The following is a 21,038-nucleotide window of genomic DNA, read 5'->3' on the forward strand; positions in this document are numbered from 1 at the left end:
CGGCGCGACACCGACCTCAGACGCGGCCGAGTTGGACCGTGCGGGCCAGGTCCGCCGCGCCCACGCTGTGTTGCCCGGGGGACACCCCCGTACCCCCGGGCAGGCGTCCTCTAGGCGCGGCCGAGCTTGATCGTACGGGCCAGGTCCGCCGCGCCCACGAAGCCGGCGTCGGGGCCCAGGTGGGCCAGGACGATCTCCGCTTCGGGGCGGTGACCGCGGCCGGGGAGGGCGGCGCGGAACTGGGCCCTGGCCGGGCCGAGCAGGAGCTCACCGGCGTCGGAGACGCCTCCGCCGATGACGAACCTCGCCGGGTCGAGCACGGCGGTGAGGCTGGCCAGGCCCTGGCCGAGCCAGTAGCCGACCTCCTCGAAGCACTTGACGGCCGCCGGGTCGCCCTCGCGGGCGGCGGTCGTGACGTCCGGGCCGGTCAGCCGCTCCAGGTCGCCGCCGGCGAGCTCGAGCAGCCGCCGGCCGGCCGCCGACGAGCCACCGACGATCTCCCGGGCGTGGCGGACCAGCGCCCGGCCGCTCGCGTACTGCTCCCAGCAGCCCTGGCCGCCGCAGCCACACGGCAGCCCGGCCGGTACCACCTGCATGTGGCCGAACTCGGCGCCGACGCCGAACGCGCCGTGGCGCACCTTCCCGTCGAGCACCAGCCCGCTGCCGATCCCGGTGCCCACCGTGACGCAGACCAGCTCGGAGCAGCCGCGCCCCGCGCCGAAGCGGTACTCCGCCCACGCCATCGTGTTCGCGTCGTTGTCGACGATCACCGGGCGGCCGAGCCGGTCGGAGATGATGTCCCGCAGCGGCTCGTCGCGCCAGGCGAGGTTCGGCGCGAACATCACCCGCGCCCCGTCGCGGTCGAGCCAGCCGGCGGCGCCGATGCCGATCGGCGCCTCCAGGCCGACGGCGTGGCGGGCGAGCAGCTCGCCGACGACCTCGGCGATCGTGTCCGCCACCAGCGCCGGCTCGTGCCCCGGCGTCGGGCGGCGCACCGAGCCGACGATCCGGCCGTGCTCGTCGACGACGCCCGCGGCCACCTTGGTCCCGCCGACGTCGACCCCGATCGCCGGGCCCCGCGCGCCGCCGGCCGGCGCGGGTGGTGGGGGTGGCGCTCCCGGCTCGGCGCCGGGCATGCCGGACGTGCGCGAGGCGGGAGGCGCATAGGGCGCGCCGGACGAGACGGATGTGCCGGATGTGCCGGTCGCGTGCGTGCTACTCACCGATGTCGATCCTCTGTACCCGGCCGCGGGCCGGCCGGGTCTGCTGCGTCGCGGTCTGTCGTGGAGAAGCCTGCCAGGCCGGCGGGTCGTCGTGCTCGTCACCCGTGCCCTGGCCGGGGACGCCCGCGGGCGGCCAGGCGGCGCGGGCCGCGGCGGCGAGTGAGCTCGCCGCCGCCAGCAGGTGTCCGAGAACCTCGGCGTGGCTGCCGGCGACGCTGGCGAGCAGCCTGCACAACGGGCAGCCGGTGCACAACGTCTCGCCGGGTCCCACCACCCAGGGCGGGCCGTGGCGTGGCCCTGGGCCCGGCGTGGAGCCAGGCCTGAAGCCTTCGCCGTGCTCCCCGTGCTCCCCGTGCTCCCCGTGCTCCCCGTGCTCGCCGTGCTCGCCGTGCTCCTGGTCGAACTGGTCGTCCTGGGCGTCACCGGCGGGCGGGTACGCGCCGGTCGGGTCCTGCCGGGCGCCCCCCAGGTCCTCCGGCCCGGAGAGGCCCCAGGCGTCCTCGGCCGGCCCGGGCCAGTCGGCGGTGGCCTCCCGCGCGTCCTGGTCGTCGGCGGCGCCGGCCCGCGCGGAGGCCGGCGGGGTTCCGTGCGCCGTCAGCCATTCGCGGACCGCGGCGGTGAACAGCGCCGCTTCCTGCGCGAGCGTGCCGGGCTCCGGTTGGACCCGTGGCGGGGTTCCCGCCGGATCGGCGGAGCCGTTCGGGGAGGTCTGCTGGGCGTCGCGCTGGGAGCTCTGGGTCACGCCCGCACCCACTGGTCCGGGTCGGGCACGAACGAGACGACCAGCCGGTTGTCGCGCAGCCAGGCGGCGCGGACGTCGCAGCGGCGCAGCGCGGCGGGCAGCGGGAGCAGCCGCCGGTGCGGGCCGACGGTCACCACCAGCTCGTCGCCGAGCCGGGCGAGGTCGACCTCGCCGCGGTCGGCGAACGGCACGCCGAACGACAGCGAATAGCCCTCCTCGGTCCGCTCCACCAGCGGCGCCTCGCTGTCCGCGCCCGCCCTGGCGCCGAGCACGCCCGCCGGGTCGAGCGACCCGTAGGCGGCCGCGCCGAACGCGGCCAGCTCCTCCAGCCCCACCGGCTCGCCGCCCCGGTAGGCGGCACGCAGCACGGGAAGCGGCGCGAACGCGGCCTCGATCTCGCCGAGCTGCTCGCGGTGCGACGCCGCCCAGCCGGCCCGCCAGACGTCACCGCCGCTCGGGCCGATCACCCGGTTCGCCACCAGCGCGTCCACCGGCAGGCCGTGCAGCGAGAGCGCGGTGAACACCCGCCGGGTGACCGCCACCGAGGCCGTCTCGGGGGTGAGCACGAGCCGCACGCTGGTGCGCGCCGGGTCGGTGAGCACCTCGCGCAGTTCGGCCGCGGTCGCGCGCAGCCGGGTCAGCACGTCGTAGACGGGCTCGGCCAGGTGGCCGACCCGGGCGGCCAGCCGCGCGGAGCGGGCCAGCGACGGGCGAACCCAGCGCACGAAGCGCCCGTCCGGGGGCAGCAGCCGGCGGCAGTACCAGGACAGCGTCTCCGGGAACGCCAGGAGCCGCAGCGCGTCGGCCGCCGGGCCCGCGTCGACGACGACGAGGTCGTAGCGGCCGGAGGTGAGCTGGTCGCGCAGCTCCAGCAGGGCCAGCGTCTCGCCGACGCCGGTGAGCCCGGCCAGCTCCTCGGTCTCGATCGGGTCGAGGTCGGCGTGCGTCCACGCGGCGTCCAGCAGCGGCCGGACGGCGTCCAGCCGCCGCTCGAACGAGTCCTGCAGGTCGACCTGCTGACCGAACAGCCCGGGTTCGAGCTCGACCGGCTCGCCGGCCACCGGGTGGTCGAGCGTGGCCCCGAGCTCCCCGACCGGGTTGAACGAGACCAGGAGCGTCCGGTGGCCGCGCTGGGCGGCGAGCGTCGCGCTCGCCGCGGCTACCGTCGTCGTCCCGCCGCCGCCCTTACCGGTGAACAGCACACACCGCACACGAGCCTCAGCTCTCGACGTTCTTCTCGAGGTCCGAGAACTTCTCGGGGTACGCGCCGGCGCCGAGGGCCGGCGAGGCCTCCACGTGCCGCTTGAGATCCTTGAGGGCGGCGTCGACGATGCCGCCCTGGATCTTGCGGCGCAGCAGGCCCGGAATCTTGATCTTCAGCTCGACGGTGAGGTCGTAGGTCACCTCGGTCCGGCTCTCGCCGAGGTCCTGCAGCGTGTAGCTGCCGTCCTGGGCGGACATCGCCTGGCCCTCGATGAGCGTCCAGGTGACTTTCTCGTCGCCGAACCAGCTGTACTCGGTGACGAACTCGTCCTTGGCGATGCCGGCGTTCACCCGGAAACGGGCCCGGCTCGGCCGGCCCTCCGGGCCGACCTCCAGAACCTCGGTCTGCTCCATCTGGCCGACCCACGTCGGGTAGTTCGCGATGTCGGCGATGGTGGCCATCACGGTCGCGGGCTTGGCGTTGATGACGATCGAGGCGCGTGCGTGATCGGCCATCGCTGTTAGTACCTCCAGATCCGCCTGGGGCTGACCCGGCCCCAGGCAACGACGTCCCCAACGCATCGGCCAGGGTCACCTTGGCCGCGATCGATTGAATGATCGCACCCATTCTGTGGTGTTCCCTGGGGAGGCCGCCTCACATGCGACGAAACGCATGATCGCATGTATGGCTGCCAGCCCCTTAGCGGGCCTCCTGGCGTGCGACGCGAGCATGGTCGCACGTCTTTCGGCTGGCCTCTGGATGCCTCCGGAGCAGGGGCGAGATGAATCCGGCCCACGCCTCCCTCGGCTGGTGGCGGCCGCTCCGCGCCGGGGCGGGTGCGACCGTCACCGATCGATCGACGAGGCTACCCGACCGGCATCGGGGCCTCGCCGGCCGACCCGTCACTCCAACCGCCGGCTGACCATCAGCCGGAAGCCGCCTGGCCGCCTCGCCGGCCGGGCGGCACTGTGCCTCCTCTGGCTTACCGCCGTACCCCTCAACTGGCCGCCGGAGATGTGCGGGAGAAGMATGATCGCATCTCCTTTGGCCTACCGCCGTGACCCCGTGGCGAGCCGCCGGAGACGCGAGGAGCGGCATGATCGCATCTCCTCTGGCCTACCACTCGAGCACGAAGGGCGTGCCGCGGGCGTTGAAATGCCCGACGTTCACGCAGCGCGTCGAGCCAATATACAAAGAGTCGACAAGCGGTTGGTGGACGTGGCCGAACAGCGCGTACTTCGGCTGCGTGGCCTGGATGGCCTCCAGCACCGCCTCGCTGCCCCGCTMGAACCGGCCGGCCTCGATGTCATACACGAGTTCCGGGACGTGCGGCGGGATGTGGCAGCACAGGACGTCGACCTCACCGACCGCCGCCACCTTCGCGGCGAACGTCTCGTCGTCGATCTCGTAGGGCGTGTTCATCGGCGTCCGCAGGCCGCCGCCGACGAACCCGAAGCGCAGCCCGCCGATGTCGACGGTCTGGCCGTCGAGCAACGTGACGCCGTCGCGCAGGTACTCCGGGTAGAGGTGCGGCAGGTCGACGTTGCCGTAGGTGAGGTAGGTGGGCGTCGGGAACGCCGCGAACAGCTCCGCGTACTGACCGCGGATCGCCGCCTCCATGATGGTGGCGCGGTCGCCCTCGAGGCTGGCCCACAGCCCGCGCGACCATTCCCTGGCCTCGTCGAACCGCATCTCGGTGCGCAGCTGGATCATCCGGCCGACGGCGTCGGCGCCGAACAGGCTGCCCATGATCCCGCGGCTGTGGTCGTGGTAGTCGATGAACAGGACCAGGTCGCCGAGGCAGACAAACGCGTCGGCGCCCGCCGCCGCGGCCGGGAGCGCGTCCGCCCGGCCGTGCACGTCGCTCACCACATGGACCCGCATATCCGAAGCTTAGAGCCCCGCGGGTCGCAAACGGCTGCCCGACGAACCAGGTACGCGCCATGCTACTGGGTGGTAACTGGGGCTTCTCCTTTCCGGGAACGCCACCGTTTCGGACCGGTTTCGGATGGCTGGAACGACCGGTCGGGCGCGCCGCGCGGCTCGCCGGCACCCTCACGCGCGGACTAACGTCTGACCTTGACCCCGCCAACCGGGACATGCCCTGCCCGCGACCCGCCCACCCGCGACCGCCCACCCGCGCGACCTGCCCCGTGCGCGTGCCGACGTGGCCGAGGCAACCGGCCCCGCGAATCCGAGGAGCCCTTCCGGTGCCCGAGTTCACCTCACCAGCCCTGGTCACGCTGTCCGACGACGCGACCCTCACCGACGGCGTCTTCGAGCTCGTCCGTGACCGCCCCGACCAGGTGGTGATCCGGCACAAGGTCGACGGCGAGTTCGCCGACATGACGTACCGGGAGTTCTTCGACCGGGTCATGGCGACGGCCGGCGGTCTCGTCGCCCACGGGGTGGGCCCGGGCGACCGCGTCGCGCTGATGAGCCGGACCCGCTACGAGTGGACCGTCCTCGACTACGCGATCTGGATGGCCGGCGCGGTGACGGTGCCGGTCTACGAGACCTCCAGCGCGGAGCAGGTCGAATGGATCGTCACCGACGCCGCGGTGTCGCTCGCGGTGGTCGAGACGCCGCGGCTCGCCGAGCTGGTCGCCGAGGTCCGCGACCGGACGCCCTCGCTGCGCGAGGTCCTCGTCATCGACGACGGCGCGCTGGAGACCCTGCGCGCCGACGGCGCGGCGGTCACCTCGGAACAGCTCGAGGCGGCGCGCGCCGGCGTCCGCGGCGACAGCGTGGCCACGATCATCTACACGTCGGGCACCACCGGCCGGCCGAAGGGCTGTGAGCTCAGCCACGGCGCGCTGCTGTTCGACGTGCTGGCGGCGGAGGCGCACCTGCCGGAGCTGTTCAGCAAGCAGAGCGACCCGTCGACGCTGCTGTTCCTCCCGCTGGCGCACGCCTTCGCCCGGCTGGTCCAGAACGTGGCGGTCCAGGTCGGCTTCCCGCTGGCCTACTCGTCGGACGTCTCCGCGCTGGTCGAGGATCTCGCCAGGTCGCGGCCGAGCTACCTGCTCGCCGCCCCGAGGATCTTCGAGAAGGTCCACGCGCGTGCGCGCCAGACCGCGCATGGGAGCGGCCGGGGACGCATCTTCGACGCCGCCGAGAGGACCGCGATCGCCTACAGCCAGGCGCTCGACACCCTGGGCGGCCCGGGCGTCGGGCTGCGGCTGCGGCACGCGCTGTTCGACCGGCTCGTCTACACGCGGCTGCGGGCCGTCCTCGGCGGGCGCGTCCGCTACGCCGTCAGCGGCAGCGCGCCGCTGTCCGAACGGCTCGGCCACTTCTTCCGCGGCCTGGGCGTGGTCGTCCTGGAGGGCTACGGCCTGACCGAGACGGCGCCCGCGCTGTCCGCCAACCAGCCAGGCCACGTGAAGATGGGCACCGTCGGCCGGCCGTTCGGCGGGGTGACGGTCCGCGTCGCCGACGACGGCGAGGTCCTCGTCCGCGGCCCGGTGCTGTTCAGCGGCTACCACGCCAACGAGACCGCCACCAAGGAGGCGCTGGACACCGATGGCTTCTTCCGCACCGGCGACCTCGGCACCCTGGACGCGGAGGGCTTCCTGCGGATCACCGGCCGCAAGAAGGAGATCCTGGTCACCGCCGGCGGCAAGAACGTCGCCCCGGCGCCGCTGGAGCAGCGGCTGCAGACGCACCCCCTGATCAGCCAGGCGATGGTGATCGGCGACCGGCGCCCGTTCGTCGCCGCGCTGCTCACCCTCGACGAGGAGACGCTCGAGCCCTGGCTCACCGCGCACGGCCGCCCCGCGAGCACTCCGCCGGCCGAGCTCGTTCACGACCAGGAGCTGCTCGCCGACCTGCAGGGCGCGGTCGACGCGGCCAACACGTCCGTCTCACACGCCGAGGGGATCAAGAAGTTCGCCGTGCTGCCCGTGGACTTCACCGTCGAGAGCGGCGAGCTGACCCCGAGTCTGAAGGTGCGCCGCTCCGCCGTCATGGACAGGTTCGCCGACACCGTCACCGACATCTACGGCACCGCGGCCGAGAAGTAGCTCGCGGCGCCCGAGAGAAGGGCGCCGCGGCCAGGCGCGGTGGGCGGTGGCGGGACTCGCTACCGGCGGGTGGCCCGGTGCCTGCCTCCGGGGGTGCTGGGCGGCCTGGACGAGTCCCCGGCCACGGCGTGACCGCCGTCGGCGTAGACGTCGTCGACATGACCGTCGCCGCCAGCGGCGTAACCGTCGCCGTCGCCGTCGCCGTCGCCGTCGCCGTCGTCGCCGTCGGCCTCGGCGTCGGCGTCGGCGGGACTGGCCGCCGCGCGGGTGCGGGAACCGGCGCGCAGCCGGCGAAGCCTCAGGAACGGAACACCAAGCAGCGCGGCCATCCCAGCGGCGCCCAGCAGCGGCAGCGCCCACAGCAGTGGGTCGTAGCTCGTGGACTCCGCCTTGCCGTCGCGACCTGGAGGAGCCACGGCCGGCGCCCCGGTGGTGGGGGCGGCGGCCACGGCCGGGCACGCCGCGGCGCCCGCCGCCGGCGGCGGGGCCGGCGCCTGGCCGGACGGGGTGCGGGTGACCGTGAGCGAGACCGCCGTGGCCCCGGGCTCGGCGGCGAGGCACAGCAGGCCCGAGCCGGCCCTGGAGAGCACCTTCGCGCCGGTCACCTGGACCTGGTAGCCGGTCGGGTAGGCGGTCGCCGGCAGGCTGACGGCGGTGAGCAGCCCACCCGGCGCCGGCTTGCCGACGGGAAGCGTCGTGGCGTAGCGCAGGGTGAACGTGCCGGCGCCGTCGACGCCGAAGTCGGACAGGTCACCCGCGACCGCGATCGGGTAGGGGCGGGCGAGCGCGGCGGGGAACGCGGCGGTACCGGGGGCGCCGCCGGCCCCTACGGGGTAGAGCCAGCCGATCTGGTTGCCGTCGGCGGCGGCGGTGAGCGCGGCGACGGCGCCGTCACCGGTGCCGGCCCAGCCGGTCAGGTAGCCGGCCGGGTCGTTGACCGCGACCGTCGCCGTCGGGTCGAACGGCGCCGGCCGTTCGCGCCAGAGCAGGTGGAACGGGTCGGCGGCGACGACGGCGGCCGCCGCGCCGGGAGCACGCGCGGCCTCGGCGGCTGTGAGCTGGTAGCCGACCAGTCCGCCGGTGCCGCGAAACGCCGTGGCAAGGCGGCCGACCGCCGCCGTCAGCGCCGCCGCGGGCGCGGCCGCGCCACCGGGCAGCGGTACCACCCGCAGCACGACCCGGAAGCCCCGGTCGGTCAGCGCGCGGACGACGGCCGCCGCCTGTGCGAGGCCGGGGTCGCCCGCGATGGAGGAGCCGGCACCGGGCCGCGGGTCCGGAAAGCCGCCGGCCGCGGTGACGGGAACCGTCACCCCGACCGTGCTGAAACCTGCGTCGACCCAGGCGGCAAGATCGGCGTCGCCGGGAGCCGCCCCGGCGGGCAGCGTCGGGCCGTGTATCACCAGCACCCGGCCCTGGGCGTCGGTCAGGTACTCGCTGGTCCGGGTGACCGTCCCGGGCGGCGCCTGCGCTGGCATGGTGGGGGGCTGCGCCGGGGTTGTGGGGGGTCGCGTGGGCGTCCCTGCGGCGCGCGCCCCCGCCGCCGGGAGCACCGGCGACGCCGGAGCCAATGCGAACAGGACGCCGGCCAGGACGGTGCCGACGGCGAGCCGGCGGACACCCCGCCCCGCTGCCCGGCTTGGCCAGGAATGTGCCGCCACGTCCCCCATCCTGCCGTGTTCGCCGTCTCGCGGGTCGGTGGGCCGACACCGCCTGGCGGACGGCCGGGAGCCTCGGGCGCCAGGGCTGACCGGGGCGGCCGGGGCGGTGGCGTTCGCGCGCCAGCCACCGGGTGCCTCGGCCCAGGTACAGGCGTTTCCGCCGGCCCGCCGGAGAACGCGCCAAGGCCCGGGCACGAGGGCTGTCGCGATGCTCAGCGCTGGAGCGGGTCGGGAGGCAGCTCGACGGCGGCCTCCGGCGCCTGCGGGCGCGGCGGCGGTGGGACGTCCGTCGCGGGGTGCTCGGCGGCCGCGGCGCCGGTCCGCGCCGTGGCGGCGGCCGGGGGCGCCCCCGCCGTCCTGGCGAGCGGATTCGGGAGCTTGCCCGGCTTGGTGAACGTGGCGGGCCTGGTCGGCGGCTTGCCCGACTTGGTCGGTTTGGCCGGCTTCGGCGGTTTAGGCATGCTGGCCGGCTTGGCCGATGTGGCTGGCTTGGCCGGGCCACCGGGCGACGCCCCGCCGGTGCCGGTGCCCGCGCCTGCCGCCTCGGCCGCGGCGGCCGTCGCGGCCGCGCGGGCCGCGGCGAGGTCGTCCTTGGCCTTCTGGGCGTACATGTCCACGTATTCCTGGCCGGACAGCTGCATGAGCTCGTACATGATCTCGTCGGTGATCGAGCGCAGCACGAACCGGTCGTCGGCCATGTCCTCGTAGCGGCTGAAGTCCAGCGGCCGGCCGATGCGCATGCCGACCTTCCGGATCCGCGGGATCGTCCGGCCCTGCGGCTGGACCTCGAACGTCCCGAACATCGCGACGGGAATGACGGGCACCCTGGCCTCCAGGGCCATCCTGGCGACGCCGATCTTGCCGCGGTAGAGCCGGCCGTCCGGCGTGCGGGTGCCCTCGGGGTAGATGCCGAGCAGCTTGCCCTGGCTCAGGACGYGCACCCCGGAACGCAGCGCCGCGTCGCTGGCCTTGCCGCCACTGCGGTCGATCGGCAGCTGCCCGACGCCGCTGAAGAACATCCGCTTCGCGGTGCCCTTCAGCCCGCTGCCGGTGAAGTAGTCCATCTTGGCGAGGAACGTCACCCGCCGGGGGAGCATCAGCGGCAGGAAGATCGAGTCGAGGAAGGACAGGTGGTTGCTGGCCAGGATGGCCGGCCCCTCCGCGGGCACGTTCTCCGCTCCCTCGATCCAGGGCCGCCAGAACGTGCGCAGGAACGGGGACAGGAACACCTTGAGCATCCAGTAGAACACGCCAGCTCCCTGCTCGGCCGCGCCGCGGCCACCCGCCCTCCCGGCGCCCGGACCCTGCGCCACGGTCCGTCCGCACCGTGATTCCCCAACATCGGGTTCCCCAACATCGGGTTCCCTGATGTCCGGCTCCCACCATCGTGGGTTCCCGGCATCACGGTGCCATCGTCGCGCCGTGGCCGCGCCCGATGGTCGAGACGACCCTAGCCTCCCGAGGGGGCGCCCGGGAGCAATCCCCGCCGCCGGATTCCGCGCACCCGGCCTCGTCACCACCGGTCCACCGTCAGGCCACTCCCGCGACCCAACCAGGGCGGTCGCCGCCGCCCGGGCCGGCACCAGTTGATGTCTTTCTGCCGCCCGAACGACGGCTCGTTGCCCCAAGGTTCGGTATTCCGCGAAACCCGACCAAGATCTTGTCCGGAGACGGGGTCAATCCCGGCCATATCCAGTGAGCTGAGTCAGTGACCTGGAAACCGAGGCGTCCGGCCCGCCACCGCCTCACCATGGGCATGCGGTGCCCACGGTGGCCGTGGTCTGGCCGGCGGCGCCGTGCGAGCATTCCAGTACTGGGGTGTTCCTGCCCGTGCTTCTGGGACAGGAGCCTTGGGAGGTACGAAAGAAGATCATTTCGCATCTCCTCCGGCTCTCGACCGGAGACTGGGGCCTCCGGAGGTGCGAAGGAAGATCAATTTCGCATCTCCTTTGGCTGGCGACGGACGACGCGTTGACGGGGGAAGGCGGATCAGATGGCTGGTGCCGGACGTACCACGGCGGCATCCGCTGGCGCGGCGGCGAGCTTCGGCCCGGTGCTGCCGGGTGCGGAGCCCTTCGAGCTGGGCGGCGCGGGCAGCACCGGCGTGCTGTTGGTGCACGGGTTCACCGGCTCGCCCCAGAGCCTGCGGCCGTGGGGGGAGTTCCTCGCGGCCGCGGGGCTCACGGTGCGCTGCCCGCTGCTGCCCGGGCATGGCACCCGGTGGCAGGACCTCGCCGCGACCGGCTGGCGCGACTGGTACGGCGCCGTCGACGAGGCCTTCGGTGACCTGCGCGCCCGCTGCTCCCAGGTCTTCGTGATGGGGCTGTCGATGGGCGGCACGCTGACGTTGCGGCTCGCCGAGGAGCGCGGCGCCGAGGTGGCCGGCGCGGTGACCGTCAACCCGAGCCTCGGCACCGACCGCTGGGACGCGAAGATCGCCCCGTTGCTGTCCAGGATCCGGCGGTCGGTCCCTGGGATCGCCAGCGACATCAAGGCCGACGGCGCTACCGAGATCGGCTACGACCGGGTCCCGGTGCGCGCCTTCGTGTCGCTCCAGGAGCTATGGAAGATCACCGTTCCGGACCTGTCGCGGATCGAGAGCCCGGTGCTGACGTTCCGCAGCGTCGTCGATCACGTCGTCGAGCCCAGCTCGGGGCGTCGCCTGCTCGCCGGGGTGACGTCCGCGCCGGTGACCGAGCGGCTGCTGCCCGACAGCTACCACGTCGCCACGCTCGACAACGACAAGGAGACGATCTTCCAGGGCAGCCTGGACTTCGTCCGCCAGCATGTCCCCGCCCCCACCCCCGCCCCCGCGCCCGTCCAGAGCGTGGGTGACGCGGCCAGACCGTCCGCCCTGGCCGAGGGTGACGGCTGACGACCATGGCGGACAACCCCGACCCGCGCCCGGCCGACGGCGGCGCCGACCAGCCGGCCGACGACGACGTCTTCGCGGAGCTGGTGGCCCACTTCGACGACGAGCCGGCGGAGCACACGTGGCCGGACGCGGAGGACGTCATCCCCGGGTCGGGCGCGGCGGGGGAGGTGGGATCGCTGCCGACGTCCCCTCCGGCGGGCGGCGACGCCCTCGATGGTGACGACGAGGATCCGACCGGCCCGACGAGCGTGGCCACGCCCGCGTCGGGCCCTGCCGACGGCGCCGGCGGGTGGCCGGGCGGCCGAAGCGGCCGCGACCTGCTCGACGACGCGGTCGGCCGCGGCCTGGTCGACGGCTCCGGCTGGCGGCGCCCGGGCGACACCGCGCCGGGCGCGGCCGACGGGGACGAGCTGGACGAGGACGAGCACTACCTCCCGCCGCCACCGCCGAAGGCGGGCTGGGTCAGGCCCTCCACCGGGATCGCGCTCGGCGCGATCGTGCTCGGTGTGCTGATCCTCGTCATCCCCACGCTGGTGAGTCAGGTGACGAGCGGCGTGGGCGATATCACCGGTGTGGTGCTCATCCTAGGTGGCGTCGGAGGGCTGGTCGCGCGGCTGAGTGAGCGTCCTCCCACTGACGACGAGGGGCCGGACAACGGCGCCGTCCTCTGATTGGTTGAAACTCGAACGGCGGGGCGCGTGGACGCCCCTGGCGCCCAGCGTCTAAGCGTGGCGCCTCGACCCGAGGTGCGTCACGCTGGGTGGATACCGCCGCGCGGGCAGGGCACCGCCGCCCACTGGGCGGACCACGGGCAGGGCCGGGAGACAGCCGCCGCCCGGGGAAGAACCTCGTCTGGCGGGATGGCGCATGTGGCGCCGYACCGGCATGATCGTCCGAACACGGCCGGCTGGCCGACTGGCTGGCCGGTCGCTGGGGTGATCGGGCTATCGGGCGGTCGACTGCCTGGCTGGACGACCGGGCGGGCGGACGGAGCGCCGGTGGGCGGGTGTTTCGGGGCGGGCAGGGAGACGGGCGGTCCAGGGCCGAGGCCGCCCGCGAACTGGACAGGGAAGGGACGGCGGCGTGCGTTTCTACGAGAAGGTCGAGGTTCACGGGCACCTGATGGATACGGGCGTGCTCGCCCGCGTGCTCGACGACGTGCTCGACTACGGCGGTGACTACGGGGTCGACCGGATCGACCTGGGCAAGACGCACGACGACGAGTCCCACGCGGTGATCACGGTCGGGGCGGACACCGAGGACCTGCTCATGCGGATCCTCATGCGCATCCAGGTTCACGGCGTCAACCGCGTCGACCCGGGCGAGGCGCTGCTGCGCCCGGCCGACCGCGACGGCGTGTTCCCCTCCGACTTCTACGCCACCACCAACCTGGAGACCGTCGTCCATCTCGACGGCCAGTGGGTGCCGGTCGAGCAGCCCGAGATGGACTGCGGCCTGGTCGTGTCCGGCGGCCGGGTGCGGACGGTGCCGGTCGCCGAGGTGCGTGCCGGCGACAAGATCGTCTGCGGTTCGTCCGGGGTGAAGGTCGTGCTGCCGATGACCGACCACTCCACCCACTCGAGCCGCTCCTACGGCACCTTCGGCGCGATGTCGGTGCCGCCGGTCGGGTCGACCCAGCCGCAGGCGATGCTCGTCAGCGCGATCGCCCGCCAGATCCGCGAGGTCAAGGCCGAGGGCCAGCAGGTGCTGTGGGTTCTCGGGCAGACGGCGATCAGCACCGGTGCCGGCGGCGCGCTGGTCGCCCTCGTCGAGGCCGGTTACGTCGACGTGCTGTTCGCCGGGAACGCGCTGGCGACCCTCGACATCGAGCAGGCGCTCTACGGCCACCCGATCGGCATCGGCCCCCTGCGCAGCAAGCGGGTGCAGCGCGGCAACGAGCAGCACATCCGCGCGATCAACACGATCCGCCGGGCCGGCTCGGTGCGCGCCGCCGTCGAGCAGGGCGTGCTCGCCCAGGGCGTCATGCACGCGATGGTGAAGGCCAACAAGACGTTCGTGCTCGTCGGCTCGGTGCGCGACGACGGGCCGCTGCCGGACGTGCACACCGACGTGCTCGCCGGCCAGCGCGCGATGCGCGCCGCGCTGCGCGGCGTCGGTTTCACCATCATGGTCGCGACCGCGCTGCACTCGGTCGCGACCGGCAACATCCTGCCGGCGTCGGTACCGCTGGCCGCCGTCGACATGAACCCGGCGACCGTCGCCGCGCTGACGGACCGGGCCGCCTCGCAGGGGCTGGGTGTCATCGCCGACACCGGCCTGTTCCTGGAGCACCTGGCCAAGGAGCTCGTCCCCGACTACCACTCGCCCGAACCGTCGGCCACCTTCACCGACGGTCGCTAGAGGCGATCGTTCTGGCGCGGCGGTGACCCTCGTCGTCGTGTGTGCGGGAGGGCGGGTTCACTGGGGGAGTGGGCGGCGAGCGGTATTTCTACGACACCGAGTTCATCGAGCGGCTGGACGGTGGCCACTTCTGGCTCGACCTGGTCAGCATCGGCGCGGTGAGCGAGGACGGGGAGCGCGAGTTCTACGCGGTCTCCACCGAGTTCGACCCCAGCCGGGCGGGGCCCTGGGTGCGGCGCAACGTCCTCGAACAGCTGCCGTCCCCGTCGGCGTCGGCGTGGCGCTCGCGTGCCCGGATCCGCGAGGAGCTGCTCGCCTTCCTCACCGCTGACGGTGAGCCGGAGCTGTGGGCCTGGTACGGCGCGTACGACCACGTCGTGCTGTGCCAGCTGTTCGGGATGATGCCGGCCCTGCCGCGGGCGCTGCCGCGGTTCACCCGTGACCTGCGGCAGCTGTGGGAGGAGACCGGCCGGCCACGGCTGCCCTCGCCGCCGGCGGGCGCACACGACGCGCTCGTCGACGCCCGCCACAACCTGGCCCGCTGGCGGGTGCTCGACCCCCTGCGCCCGCGGCGCGCGGCAGCTTCCTAGGGCAGGGACACCCGCCGACCGTCCTCGAGTTCGAGAGGCCCGGCCCTTCGGCGCGGGACCACTGCCGGCCGCGGACCGGACGCTGTCCACCGCCAGCTGGCGGGATGTGGACCTTGTGATGGCTGTCACGCGGACTTACGCTCCGTCATCGATCGGCTTCGTCGACCGTTGGAGGACTTGGGCCGTGAAGATCGGTGTGCTGACGGGGGGCGGCGACTGCCYCGGGCTCAACGCGGTGATCCGCGCGATCGTGCGCAAGGGCATCGGGGTCTACGGACACCACTTTGTCGGGTTCCGCGACGGGTGGCGCGGGCCGCTGGAGAACGACACCTGCGCGCTCGACATCCAGGCGGTACGCGGGATCCTGCCGCGCGGGGGCACGATCCTCGGTTCCAGCAGGACCAACCCGTACAAGATCGCGGGAGGATCCGACCGGATCAAGGAGAACCTCGCGGAGCTGGGCGTCGACGCGCTCATCGCGATCGGCGGCGAGGACACCCTGGGCGTCGCGAGCCGCCTGTACGACGACGCCGGCGTGCCGGTCGTGGGCGTGCCCAAGACGATCGACAACGATCTGGCCGCCACCGACTACACCTTCGGCTTCGACACCGCGGTCAACATCGCGATGGAGGCGATCGACCGGCTGCACACCACGGCCGAGAGTCACCACCGGGTGCTCATCGTCGAGGTGATGGGCCGGCACGCGGGCTGGATCGCGCTGCACAGCGGCCTGGCCGGCGGCGCGAACGTCATCCTCATCCCCGAGCGGCCGTTTGACATCGACAAGGTCTGCTCACTCGTCGAGAGCCGGTTCGCGACTCACTACGCGCCGATCATCGTCGTCGCGGAGGGCGCCGCGCCGCTGGCCGGGACGATGGTGGTCAAGGAGGGCGAACTGGACTCCTTCGGCCACGTCCGGCTGCAGGGCATCTCCGGGCTGCTGGAGGCGGAGATCAGGGCGAGGACCGGCCGCGAGTCCCGCGCGACCGTGCTCGGCCACGTCCAGCGCGGCGGCACCCCGACGGCGTTCGACCGGTGGCTGGCTACCCGCTTCGGCCTGCACGCGATCGACGCGGTCCACGACGGTGACTTCGGCATGATGACCGCGCTGCGTGGCACCCGCATCGAGCGTGTCCCGCTGCGCGATGCCGTCGCCGAGCTGAAAACGGTCCCCGAGGACCTTTACGCCGAGTCCGAGGTCTTCTTCGGCTGATATCTCCGGAACGGCGCCGGCCCGCCCGACGCGGGCGGGTCGGCGGGGTCTGTCACTGTGCGCCACCGCACGATGGGGGCGCGGAAACTGGCGTGAAACGTTCGGTCGGTGCCCGTACCCTGGGTGGGTGATGGACCTCGGACCTGATGGTGGGCAGACCGAACTCGAGCGGCCGCGGCCTGAGCTGGACTTCTGGCGCACCCTGACCGCCAGTCAGCAGCCCTCCTGGCCGGACCAGGGCGCGCTGCGGGCCGCCTATGCCGAGCTCGCCACGCTGCCGCCGCTGGTGACGGCTCCCGAGGTCCGCTCGCTCACCGAGCGGCTCGCGGACGTCGCCCGCGGCGAGGCGTTTCTGCTCCAGGGCGGCGACTGCGCGGAGACGTTCGCCGCGAACACCGCCAACAAGATCCGCGACAAGGTGAAGACGCTGCTGCAGATGGCTGTGGTGCTCACCTACGGCGCCAGCACGCCGGTCGTGAAGGTCGCCAGGATCGCCGGCCAGTACGCCAAGCCGCGCTCGGCGGACATCGAGCCGGCCACCGGCCTGCCGTCCTWCCGGGGCGACGCGGTGAACGGCATCGAGTCGACGCCCGAGTCGCGCCGGCCGGATCCGGCCCGGATGGTCTCCGCCTACCACCACAGCGCCGCCGCGTTGAACCTGATCCGCGCGTTCGCGACCGGTGGGTTCTCGAGCCTGTCCCAGGTCCACGAGTGGAACAAGGCGTTCGTGCGCGACTCGGCCGCCGGCCGCCGCTACGAGCTGATGGCCACCGACATCGAGCGGGCGCTCGCGTTCATGGCGGCCTGCGGCATCGACCTCGACCGCACCGCCGAGCTCGGCGGCGTCGAGCTCTACACCAGCCACGAGGGTCTCCTGCTGGAGTACGAGCGGGCGCTGACGCGGGTCGAGGAGGCGACGGACGCGGTCTACGACCTGTCCGCCCACATGATCTGGATCGGCGAGCGCACCCGCGACCTCGACGGCGCGCACATGGACTTCCTGTCCCGGGTCGGCAACCCGATCGGCTGCAAGGTCGGCCCCAAGGCAAGCCCCGACGAGGTCCTCGCGATCGTCGACCGGCTCAACCCCGACCACATCCCCGGCCGGCTCATCCTGATCTCCCGGATGGGCACAGGCAAGATCCGCGACGCGCTGCCGCCGATCATCGAGAAGGTCAACGGCGCCGGCCATCCGGTGGTCTGGGCCTGCGACCCGATGCACGGCAACACGCGCGACGTGAGCGGCGTGAAGACCCGGCACTTCGACGACGTGCTCGACGAGGTGCTCGGCTTCTTCGAGGTCCACCAGCAGCTCGGCACCCACCCCGGCGGCCTGCACATCGAGCTGACCGGCGACAACGTCACCGAGTGCCTCGGCGGCGGGCAGAAGATCGGCGAGGCCGACCTGGGCGGCCGCTACGAGACGGCCTGCGACCCGCGCCTGAACACCAGCCAGGCCCTCGAGCTCGCCTTCCTCGTCGCCGAGATGCTCCAGGCCACCCGCTCCCGCCGACACTGATCTGCTGGTTCGTTCCGTCCGGGCGGCGCGCCGCCCGGACGGAACGAACCAGCAGTACAGCTCAGTTGCCGAGGGTGACGTGGATCGTGGTTCCCTGCTCGACGCGGGTGCCGGCGGGCGGGTTCGTTGACTTGACCTTGTTTCTGCTGAAGAACCCGCCGCCCTGGAAGTCCGCCTCGAGCCCCGCGTTGTGAAGGATCGACTGCGCGTCGTTCCAKCTCTTGCCCTTGACGTTCGGGACCGTCACCATGACGCCCGAGCCGTCGCCGCCGCCGTCGACGGCCGAGACGAACAGCGTGATGGTGGCGCCGGGGTTGACCTGCCGACCTGGGTCCGGCGAGGTGCGCGCGACCTTGTCCTTGTCGAACGCGCCGCTGGTGTCGATGTCCTTCTGGACCGTGAACCCGAGCGCTTCCAGCTCGGCCTTCGCGTCGTCGTAGCTCTTGCCGACGAGGTCGTCGGGGACGGTCCGAGCGGCCGGACCACTGCTGACCAGAATGGTGACCTGGGTACCGGGGTCGACCTTCGTGCCCGCCGGCGGGTCGGTCCCGATGACCTGGTTCTTCTCGACGTCGTCGCTGGGCTGCTGCCGCAGGCCGGCGAACCCCAGGTTCATCGACTGGAGCGTGCCCTGCGCGTCCGTCTGCGAATGGCCCTTCAGATCGGGGACGGAGACCTGCTCGGGCCCGAGCGACAGGATGATCGTGACGGTTTCGCCGGGCTTGACCTTCTTGCTGCCGTTGGGCGAGTAGTCGGCGACCTTGTCCTTGGGGACGGTCGAGCTGTGGACGGGCGTGCCGTAGGTCCACTGCAGGCCGTCGGACCTCAGCTCGGCCTCGGCGTCCACCTTGGTCAGCCCCGTCAGCAGCGGTACCTCGGTACCGCCGCCACCGCCGCCCAGCATCGCTTTCGCCCCGACGATCAGGAGAATCAGCACGACCACCACGGCAAGCACCGCGTACGCCCACGCAGGCGGGCGGAAGCCCCCGATACCGCCGCCACGGTGGGCGGACGGCCGGTTCCCGTAGGTCCCGTCCCGGCCGCCGGAGGCGGCGCGGTGGCCGCCGCCGCGTGCGGCCGGCCCGGGGGCGAAGTCCGGATCGTCGAGGTAGGCGTCGAGGTCGACCTCGTCGGAACGACGCTCGATCCGGGTGGGTGGGTAGCGGTCCGCCGACGTGGGAGTGGGCGGACCGCCGGCCTGGAAGGGAGCGGCCGGCGAGGCGGGTCCCGAGTCCGTGATGAAGGGCAGGACGCGGCGTACCTCGTCGAGCAGCGCGACGCCGTCGGACGGGCGCTGGTCGGGCTGGCGGGCGGTGGACCGCAGCACCAGGGCGTCGAGCTCGGGCTCGATGCCGGCGACGATCGTCGACGGCGCCGGGATCTCGCTGTGGACCGACTGGTAGGCCACCGACATCGGGGTGGCACCGGTGTGCGGAAGCTGGCCGGTCAGCATCTCGAACAGCACGACGCCGGCCGCGTACACGTCGCTGCGGTAGTCCGCGACGCCATGGGTGACCTGCTCGGGCGCGAGGTACCCGACCGTCCCCATCACCACGCCCTGGGTCAGCGCGGCCGTCGGCTGGGTGATCGGGCGGGCGAGGCCGAAGTCGGCCACCTTCACCTGGCCGTCGTCCCCGAGCAGGATGTTCTCCGGCTTGATGTCGCGGTGGATGATGCCGGCCAGGTGCGCGGCGGCCAGCGCCTCGGCGACGGCTTCCATGATGTCGATGGCCTCGTAGGGCGCGAGCCGCCCGTGCGCGCCCAGATGCTGGCGCAACGAGCGGCCGCGTACCAGCTCCATGACGAGATAGTTCAGGACGCCGACGGGGGTCTGGGCCGCGCCCTGGTCCATGACCTGTACGACCCGCGGGGAGTTCAGCCGGGCGACCGCCCGGGCCTCCCGGTGGAACCGGGCGACAAAGTCCGGTTCGTGCATGAGGTTCGGATGCATCACCTTCAGGGCGACCATCCGGTCCAGCCGGTTGTCGTGCGCGATGTAGACGCTCGCCATGCCGCCGACGGCCAGCCGCTCCTGCGCCGTGTACCGGCTATCCAGCAGGCGACCGATGACGGGGTCCGCGACCGTGGCATCCACGCCGCCAGTTTACGATTAAGGGGCTTCGGCGAAGTGCGCCCGTCTCGCGATCACCTTTCCGACATACTCCTGGGTATCCGGAAAGAAACCGTACCGTCGCACCGAGTCAAGACCCTGGTAATAGCTGCCGACCGCCGTTGGGACATCCCCTGAGGTCTCTACCAGCAGAAATCGTAGGAAAGCCACCCCGCCGGCGATATTGTCGGCCGGGTCCGACCGGTCGACCGGCCGGTCCAGCACGGTGGCGATCCAGCGCGCGGTGCGTGGCATCAGCTGCATGACGCCGACCGCCCCGACCTGGCTGACCGCCGTCGGGTCGAACCCGCTCTCGACGGAGGCGACCGCGAGCGCGAGTGCCGGGTCGACGCCCTGCTGGGCCGCCTCAGCCCGGATCGCGCGCTGGGTCTCGCCCAGGGCGGAGACGACCGGCTCGGTGCCTCCCAGCACGCCCCCGCCGGTCCCGGCCGGCGTCGCCGCCGGATTCGTCAGGGCCGCCGACCCCGCCGTGACCGCTGAACTCGTCGTGGCCGCTGACCCCGCCGAGGCCGTCGAGTTCGTGGTGACCGTGGAGCTGGACGTGACCGTCGAGTTCGTCGTGACTGCCGTGCTCGATGTGCTCGATGTGACTGTCGAGTCTGTCGTGACCGTCGAGCTCGACGTCGCCGCGGACGGCGTGACGCCATCGCCCGGCGCACCTGGTGCGGGGGCGCCGGCGGAGAGGGCGGCGGCCGGGGTGCCGGCCTGGCCCGGGTCCGGAAGGACCAGCAGGATCTGGCCGATCCGCAGGCCCTCGTCGGGGCCGAGCCCGTTGCGGGCCGCGAGGTCGGCGACGCTCGTGCCCGCCCGGGCGGCCAGCACGGACAGCGACTCACCCGGTTGGACGACATAGCCGCCGGGCGGCCGAAACGGCGGGCACGCCTCGATGGGCGAACTGGGCGGACAGTCCGCGGCCGTCTCGGACTGGGCCGTCCCCGCCATCCCCGCCATCCCCGAATGGGAGCCCGGCAGGTAGAGCAGCTCGCCCGCCCGCAGCTCGTCGTCCGGCAGGCCGTTCATTGTCCTGATCCGCTCGACGGTCGTCCCGTGCCGCGCGGCCAGCGACCACAACGAGTCGCCGGGACTGACCTCGTACGGCCCCCACTCGCCGGCCGCCGCGCCGCCGGCGGTCGCGACGGCGAGCGCGCTGGCCAGCGTCGCGGCACCGCGGAGCGCGGCCCGGCTAGGCCGCGGGACCCGGGCTGGGAGTGAGAGGGTGGCGCGCGCCAGTAGGGTCGGGCGTCGTGCTGGCATCCGCATTCCTCCGGCGTCGGTCGACAAGGACCGACAGTGACCGAGCGAACGCGTAACCGCAAGATCATCCTTGTCTGGTGCGGGGTCCGTGTGGTGCCCCGCGTCGCTCGGCGCGGCCTGTGGGCGAATGTCGGGCATAGAATTTCGTTCGGACCCGGGGAGCCCGTGTGAGACGGGCTGAGAGGCCGGCTGAGTATCCGTCGGCGACCCGTAGACCCGATCGCGGTCATGCGCGCGTGGGGA

16 protein-coding genes are annotated in these 21,038 nt (G+C 73.1%); 7 read left to right on the plus strand and 9 right to left on the minus strand.

The features are described 5' to 3' along the window. Positions 1-110: 110 nt before the first annotated feature. The 5 genes from BL253_RS19930 to BL253_RS19950 form a co-directional block, all read right to left on the minus strand. Positions 111-1,223, minus strand: a complete 1,113-nt coding sequence (locus BL253_RS19930; RefSeq protein ID WP_081438476.1) for an ROK family glucokinase — start codon at positions 1,221-1,223, stop codon at positions 111-113. After that, positions 1,216-1,965, minus strand: a complete 750-nt coding sequence (locus BL253_RS43875; RefSeq protein WP_241834948.1) for a hypothetical protein — start codon at positions 1,963-1,965, stop codon at positions 1,216-1,218. Before BL253_RS43875 ends, BL253_RS19930 begins: the two co-directional genes overlap by 8 nt. Further along, the gene (locus tag BL253_RS19940; RefSeq protein WP_076818644.1) at positions 1,962-3,176 is read right to left on the minus strand and encodes an ArsA family ATPase; all 1,215 of its coding nucleotides are present in this window, start codon (positions 3,174-3,176) and stop codon (positions 1,962-1,964) included. Before BL253_RS19940 ends, BL253_RS43875 begins: the two co-directional genes overlap by 4 nt. Positions 3,177-3,183: 7 nt before the next feature. Beyond that, positions 3,184-3,684, minus strand: a complete 501-nt coding sequence (locus BL253_RS19945; protein ID WP_076818645.1) for an SRPBCC family protein — start codon at positions 3,682-3,684, stop codon at positions 3,184-3,186. A 601-nt stretch (positions 3,685-4,285) separates the two neighbouring features. Then, on the minus strand, positions 4,286-5,053 hold the full coding sequence (locus BL253_RS19950) for a metallophosphoesterase family protein (RefSeq protein WP_076818646.1): 768 nt from the start codon (positions 5,051-5,053) through the stop codon (positions 4,286-4,288). Between the two features lie 326 nt (positions 5,054-5,379). On the opposite strand from BL253_RS19950, the gene BL253_RS19955 reads away from it, so the two are divergent. Then, positions 5,380-7,194 (plus strand): AMP-dependent synthetase/ligase, encoded by a 1,815-nt coding sequence (locus tag BL253_RS19955; RefSeq protein WP_076818647.1) that lies wholly within the window; start codon positions 5,380-5,382, stop codon positions 7,192-7,194. A 59-nt stretch (positions 7,195-7,253) separates the two neighbouring features. Here BL253_RS19955 and BL253_RS42360 read toward each other — a convergent pair whose 3' ends face one another. Together BL253_RS42360 and BL253_RS19965 are read right to left on the minus strand one after the other, a co-directional pair. Next, the gene (locus BL253_RS42360; protein WP_158230382.1) at positions 7,254-8,852 is read right to left on the minus strand and encodes a hypothetical protein; all 1,599 of its coding nucleotides are present in this window, start codon (positions 8,850-8,852) and stop codon (positions 7,254-7,256) included. A 212-nt stretch (positions 8,853-9,064) separates the two neighbouring features. Further along, positions 9,065-10,165, minus strand: coding sequence for a lysophospholipid acyltransferase family protein (locus tag BL253_RS19965; RefSeq protein ID WP_420801692.1), 1,101 nt, complete (start codon positions 10,163-10,165; stop codon positions 9,065-9,067). Positions 10,166-10,845: 680 nt separating this feature from the next. On the opposite strand from BL253_RS19965, the gene BL253_RS19970 reads away from it, so the two are divergent. The 6 genes from BL253_RS19970 to BL253_RS19995 all read left to right on the plus strand — a co-directional run bounded on the left by BL253_RS19970 (position 10,846) and on the right by BL253_RS19995 (position 17,410). Continuing rightward, positions 10,846-11,727, plus strand: coding sequence for an alpha/beta hydrolase (locus BL253_RS19970; RefSeq protein WP_076818649.1), 882 nt, complete (start codon positions 10,846-10,848; stop codon positions 11,725-11,727). Between the two features lie 5 nt (positions 11,728-11,732). Continuing rightward, positions 11,733-12,398: a DUF308 domain-containing protein gene (locus BL253_RS19975; RefSeq protein WP_076818650.1), complete on the plus strand. Its 666-nt coding sequence runs from the start codon at positions 11,733-11,735 to the stop codon at positions 12,396-12,398. Between the two features lie 412 nt (positions 12,399-12,810). Next, entirely contained in the window at positions 12,811-14,088 is a 1,278-nt protein-coding gene (locus BL253_RS19980) for an ornithine cyclodeaminase family domain (RefSeq protein WP_076818651.1), read from the plus strand. Between the two features lie 68 nt (positions 14,089-14,156). After that, positions 14,157-14,678: a polyadenylate-specific 3'-exoribonuclease AS gene (locus tag BL253_RS19985; RefSeq protein ID WP_076818652.1), complete on the plus strand. Its 522-nt coding sequence runs from the start codon at positions 14,157-14,159 to the stop codon at positions 14,676-14,678. A 184-nt stretch (positions 14,679-14,862) separates the two neighbouring features. Further along, positions 14,863-15,891 carry a 6-phosphofructokinase gene (locus BL253_RS19990; RefSeq protein ID WP_076818653.1) on the plus strand — a complete coding sequence of 343 codons (1,029 nt, stop codon included), beginning with the start codon at positions 14,863-14,865 and terminating at the stop codon, positions 15,889-15,891. A 130-nt stretch (positions 15,892-16,021) separates the two neighbouring features. Further along, positions 16,022-17,410 carry a class II 3-deoxy-7-phosphoheptulonate synthase gene (locus BL253_RS19995; protein ID WP_076818654.1) on the plus strand — a complete coding sequence of 463 codons (1,389 nt, stop codon included), beginning with the start codon at positions 16,022-16,024 and terminating at the stop codon, positions 17,408-17,410. A gap of 61 nt (positions 17,411-17,471) precedes the next feature. Here BL253_RS19995 and pknB read toward each other — a convergent pair whose 3' ends face one another. Continuing rightward, the gene (gene pknB, locus BL253_RS20000; RefSeq protein WP_076818655.1) at positions 17,472-19,505 is read right to left on the minus strand and encodes a Stk1 family PASTA domain-containing Ser/Thr kinase; all 2,034 of its coding nucleotides are present in this window, start codon (positions 19,503-19,505) and stop codon (positions 17,472-17,474) included. A gap of 15 nt (positions 19,506-19,520) precedes the next feature. Then, entirely contained in the window at positions 19,521-20,795 is a 1,275-nt protein-coding gene (locus BL253_RS20005) for a LysM peptidoglycan-binding domain-containing protein (RefSeq protein ID WP_076818656.1), read from the minus strand. Positions 20,796-21,038: the final 243 nt, after the last annotated feature.

Origin of the sequence: Pseudofrankia asymbiotica, from assembly GCF_001983105.1 — a bacterium.
GTDB classification, from domain to species: domain Bacteria; phylum Actinomycetota; class Actinomycetes; order Frankiales; family Frankiaceae; genus Pseudofrankia; species Pseudofrankia asymbiotica.

What these genes read in the sequence shown, in the direction of transcription:
- BL253_RS19945 (WP_076818645.1), bottom strand. Translation starts at nt 3,684, where the DNA reads ATGGCCGATCACGCACGCGCCTCGATCGTCATCAACGCCAAGCCCGCG.
- BL253_RS19975 (WP_076818650.1), top strand. Translation starts at nt 11,733, where the DNA reads ATGGCGGACAACCCCGACCCGCGCCCGGCCGACGGCGGCGCCGACCAG.
- BL253_RS19970 (WP_076818649.1), top strand. Translation starts at nt 10,846, where the DNA reads ATGGCTGGTGCCGGACGTACCACGGCGGCATCCGCTGGCGCGGCGGCG.
- BL253_RS20005 (WP_076818656.1), bottom strand. Translation starts at nt 20,795, where the DNA reads ATGCCAGCACGACGCCCGACCCTACTGGCGCGCGCCACCCTCTCACTC.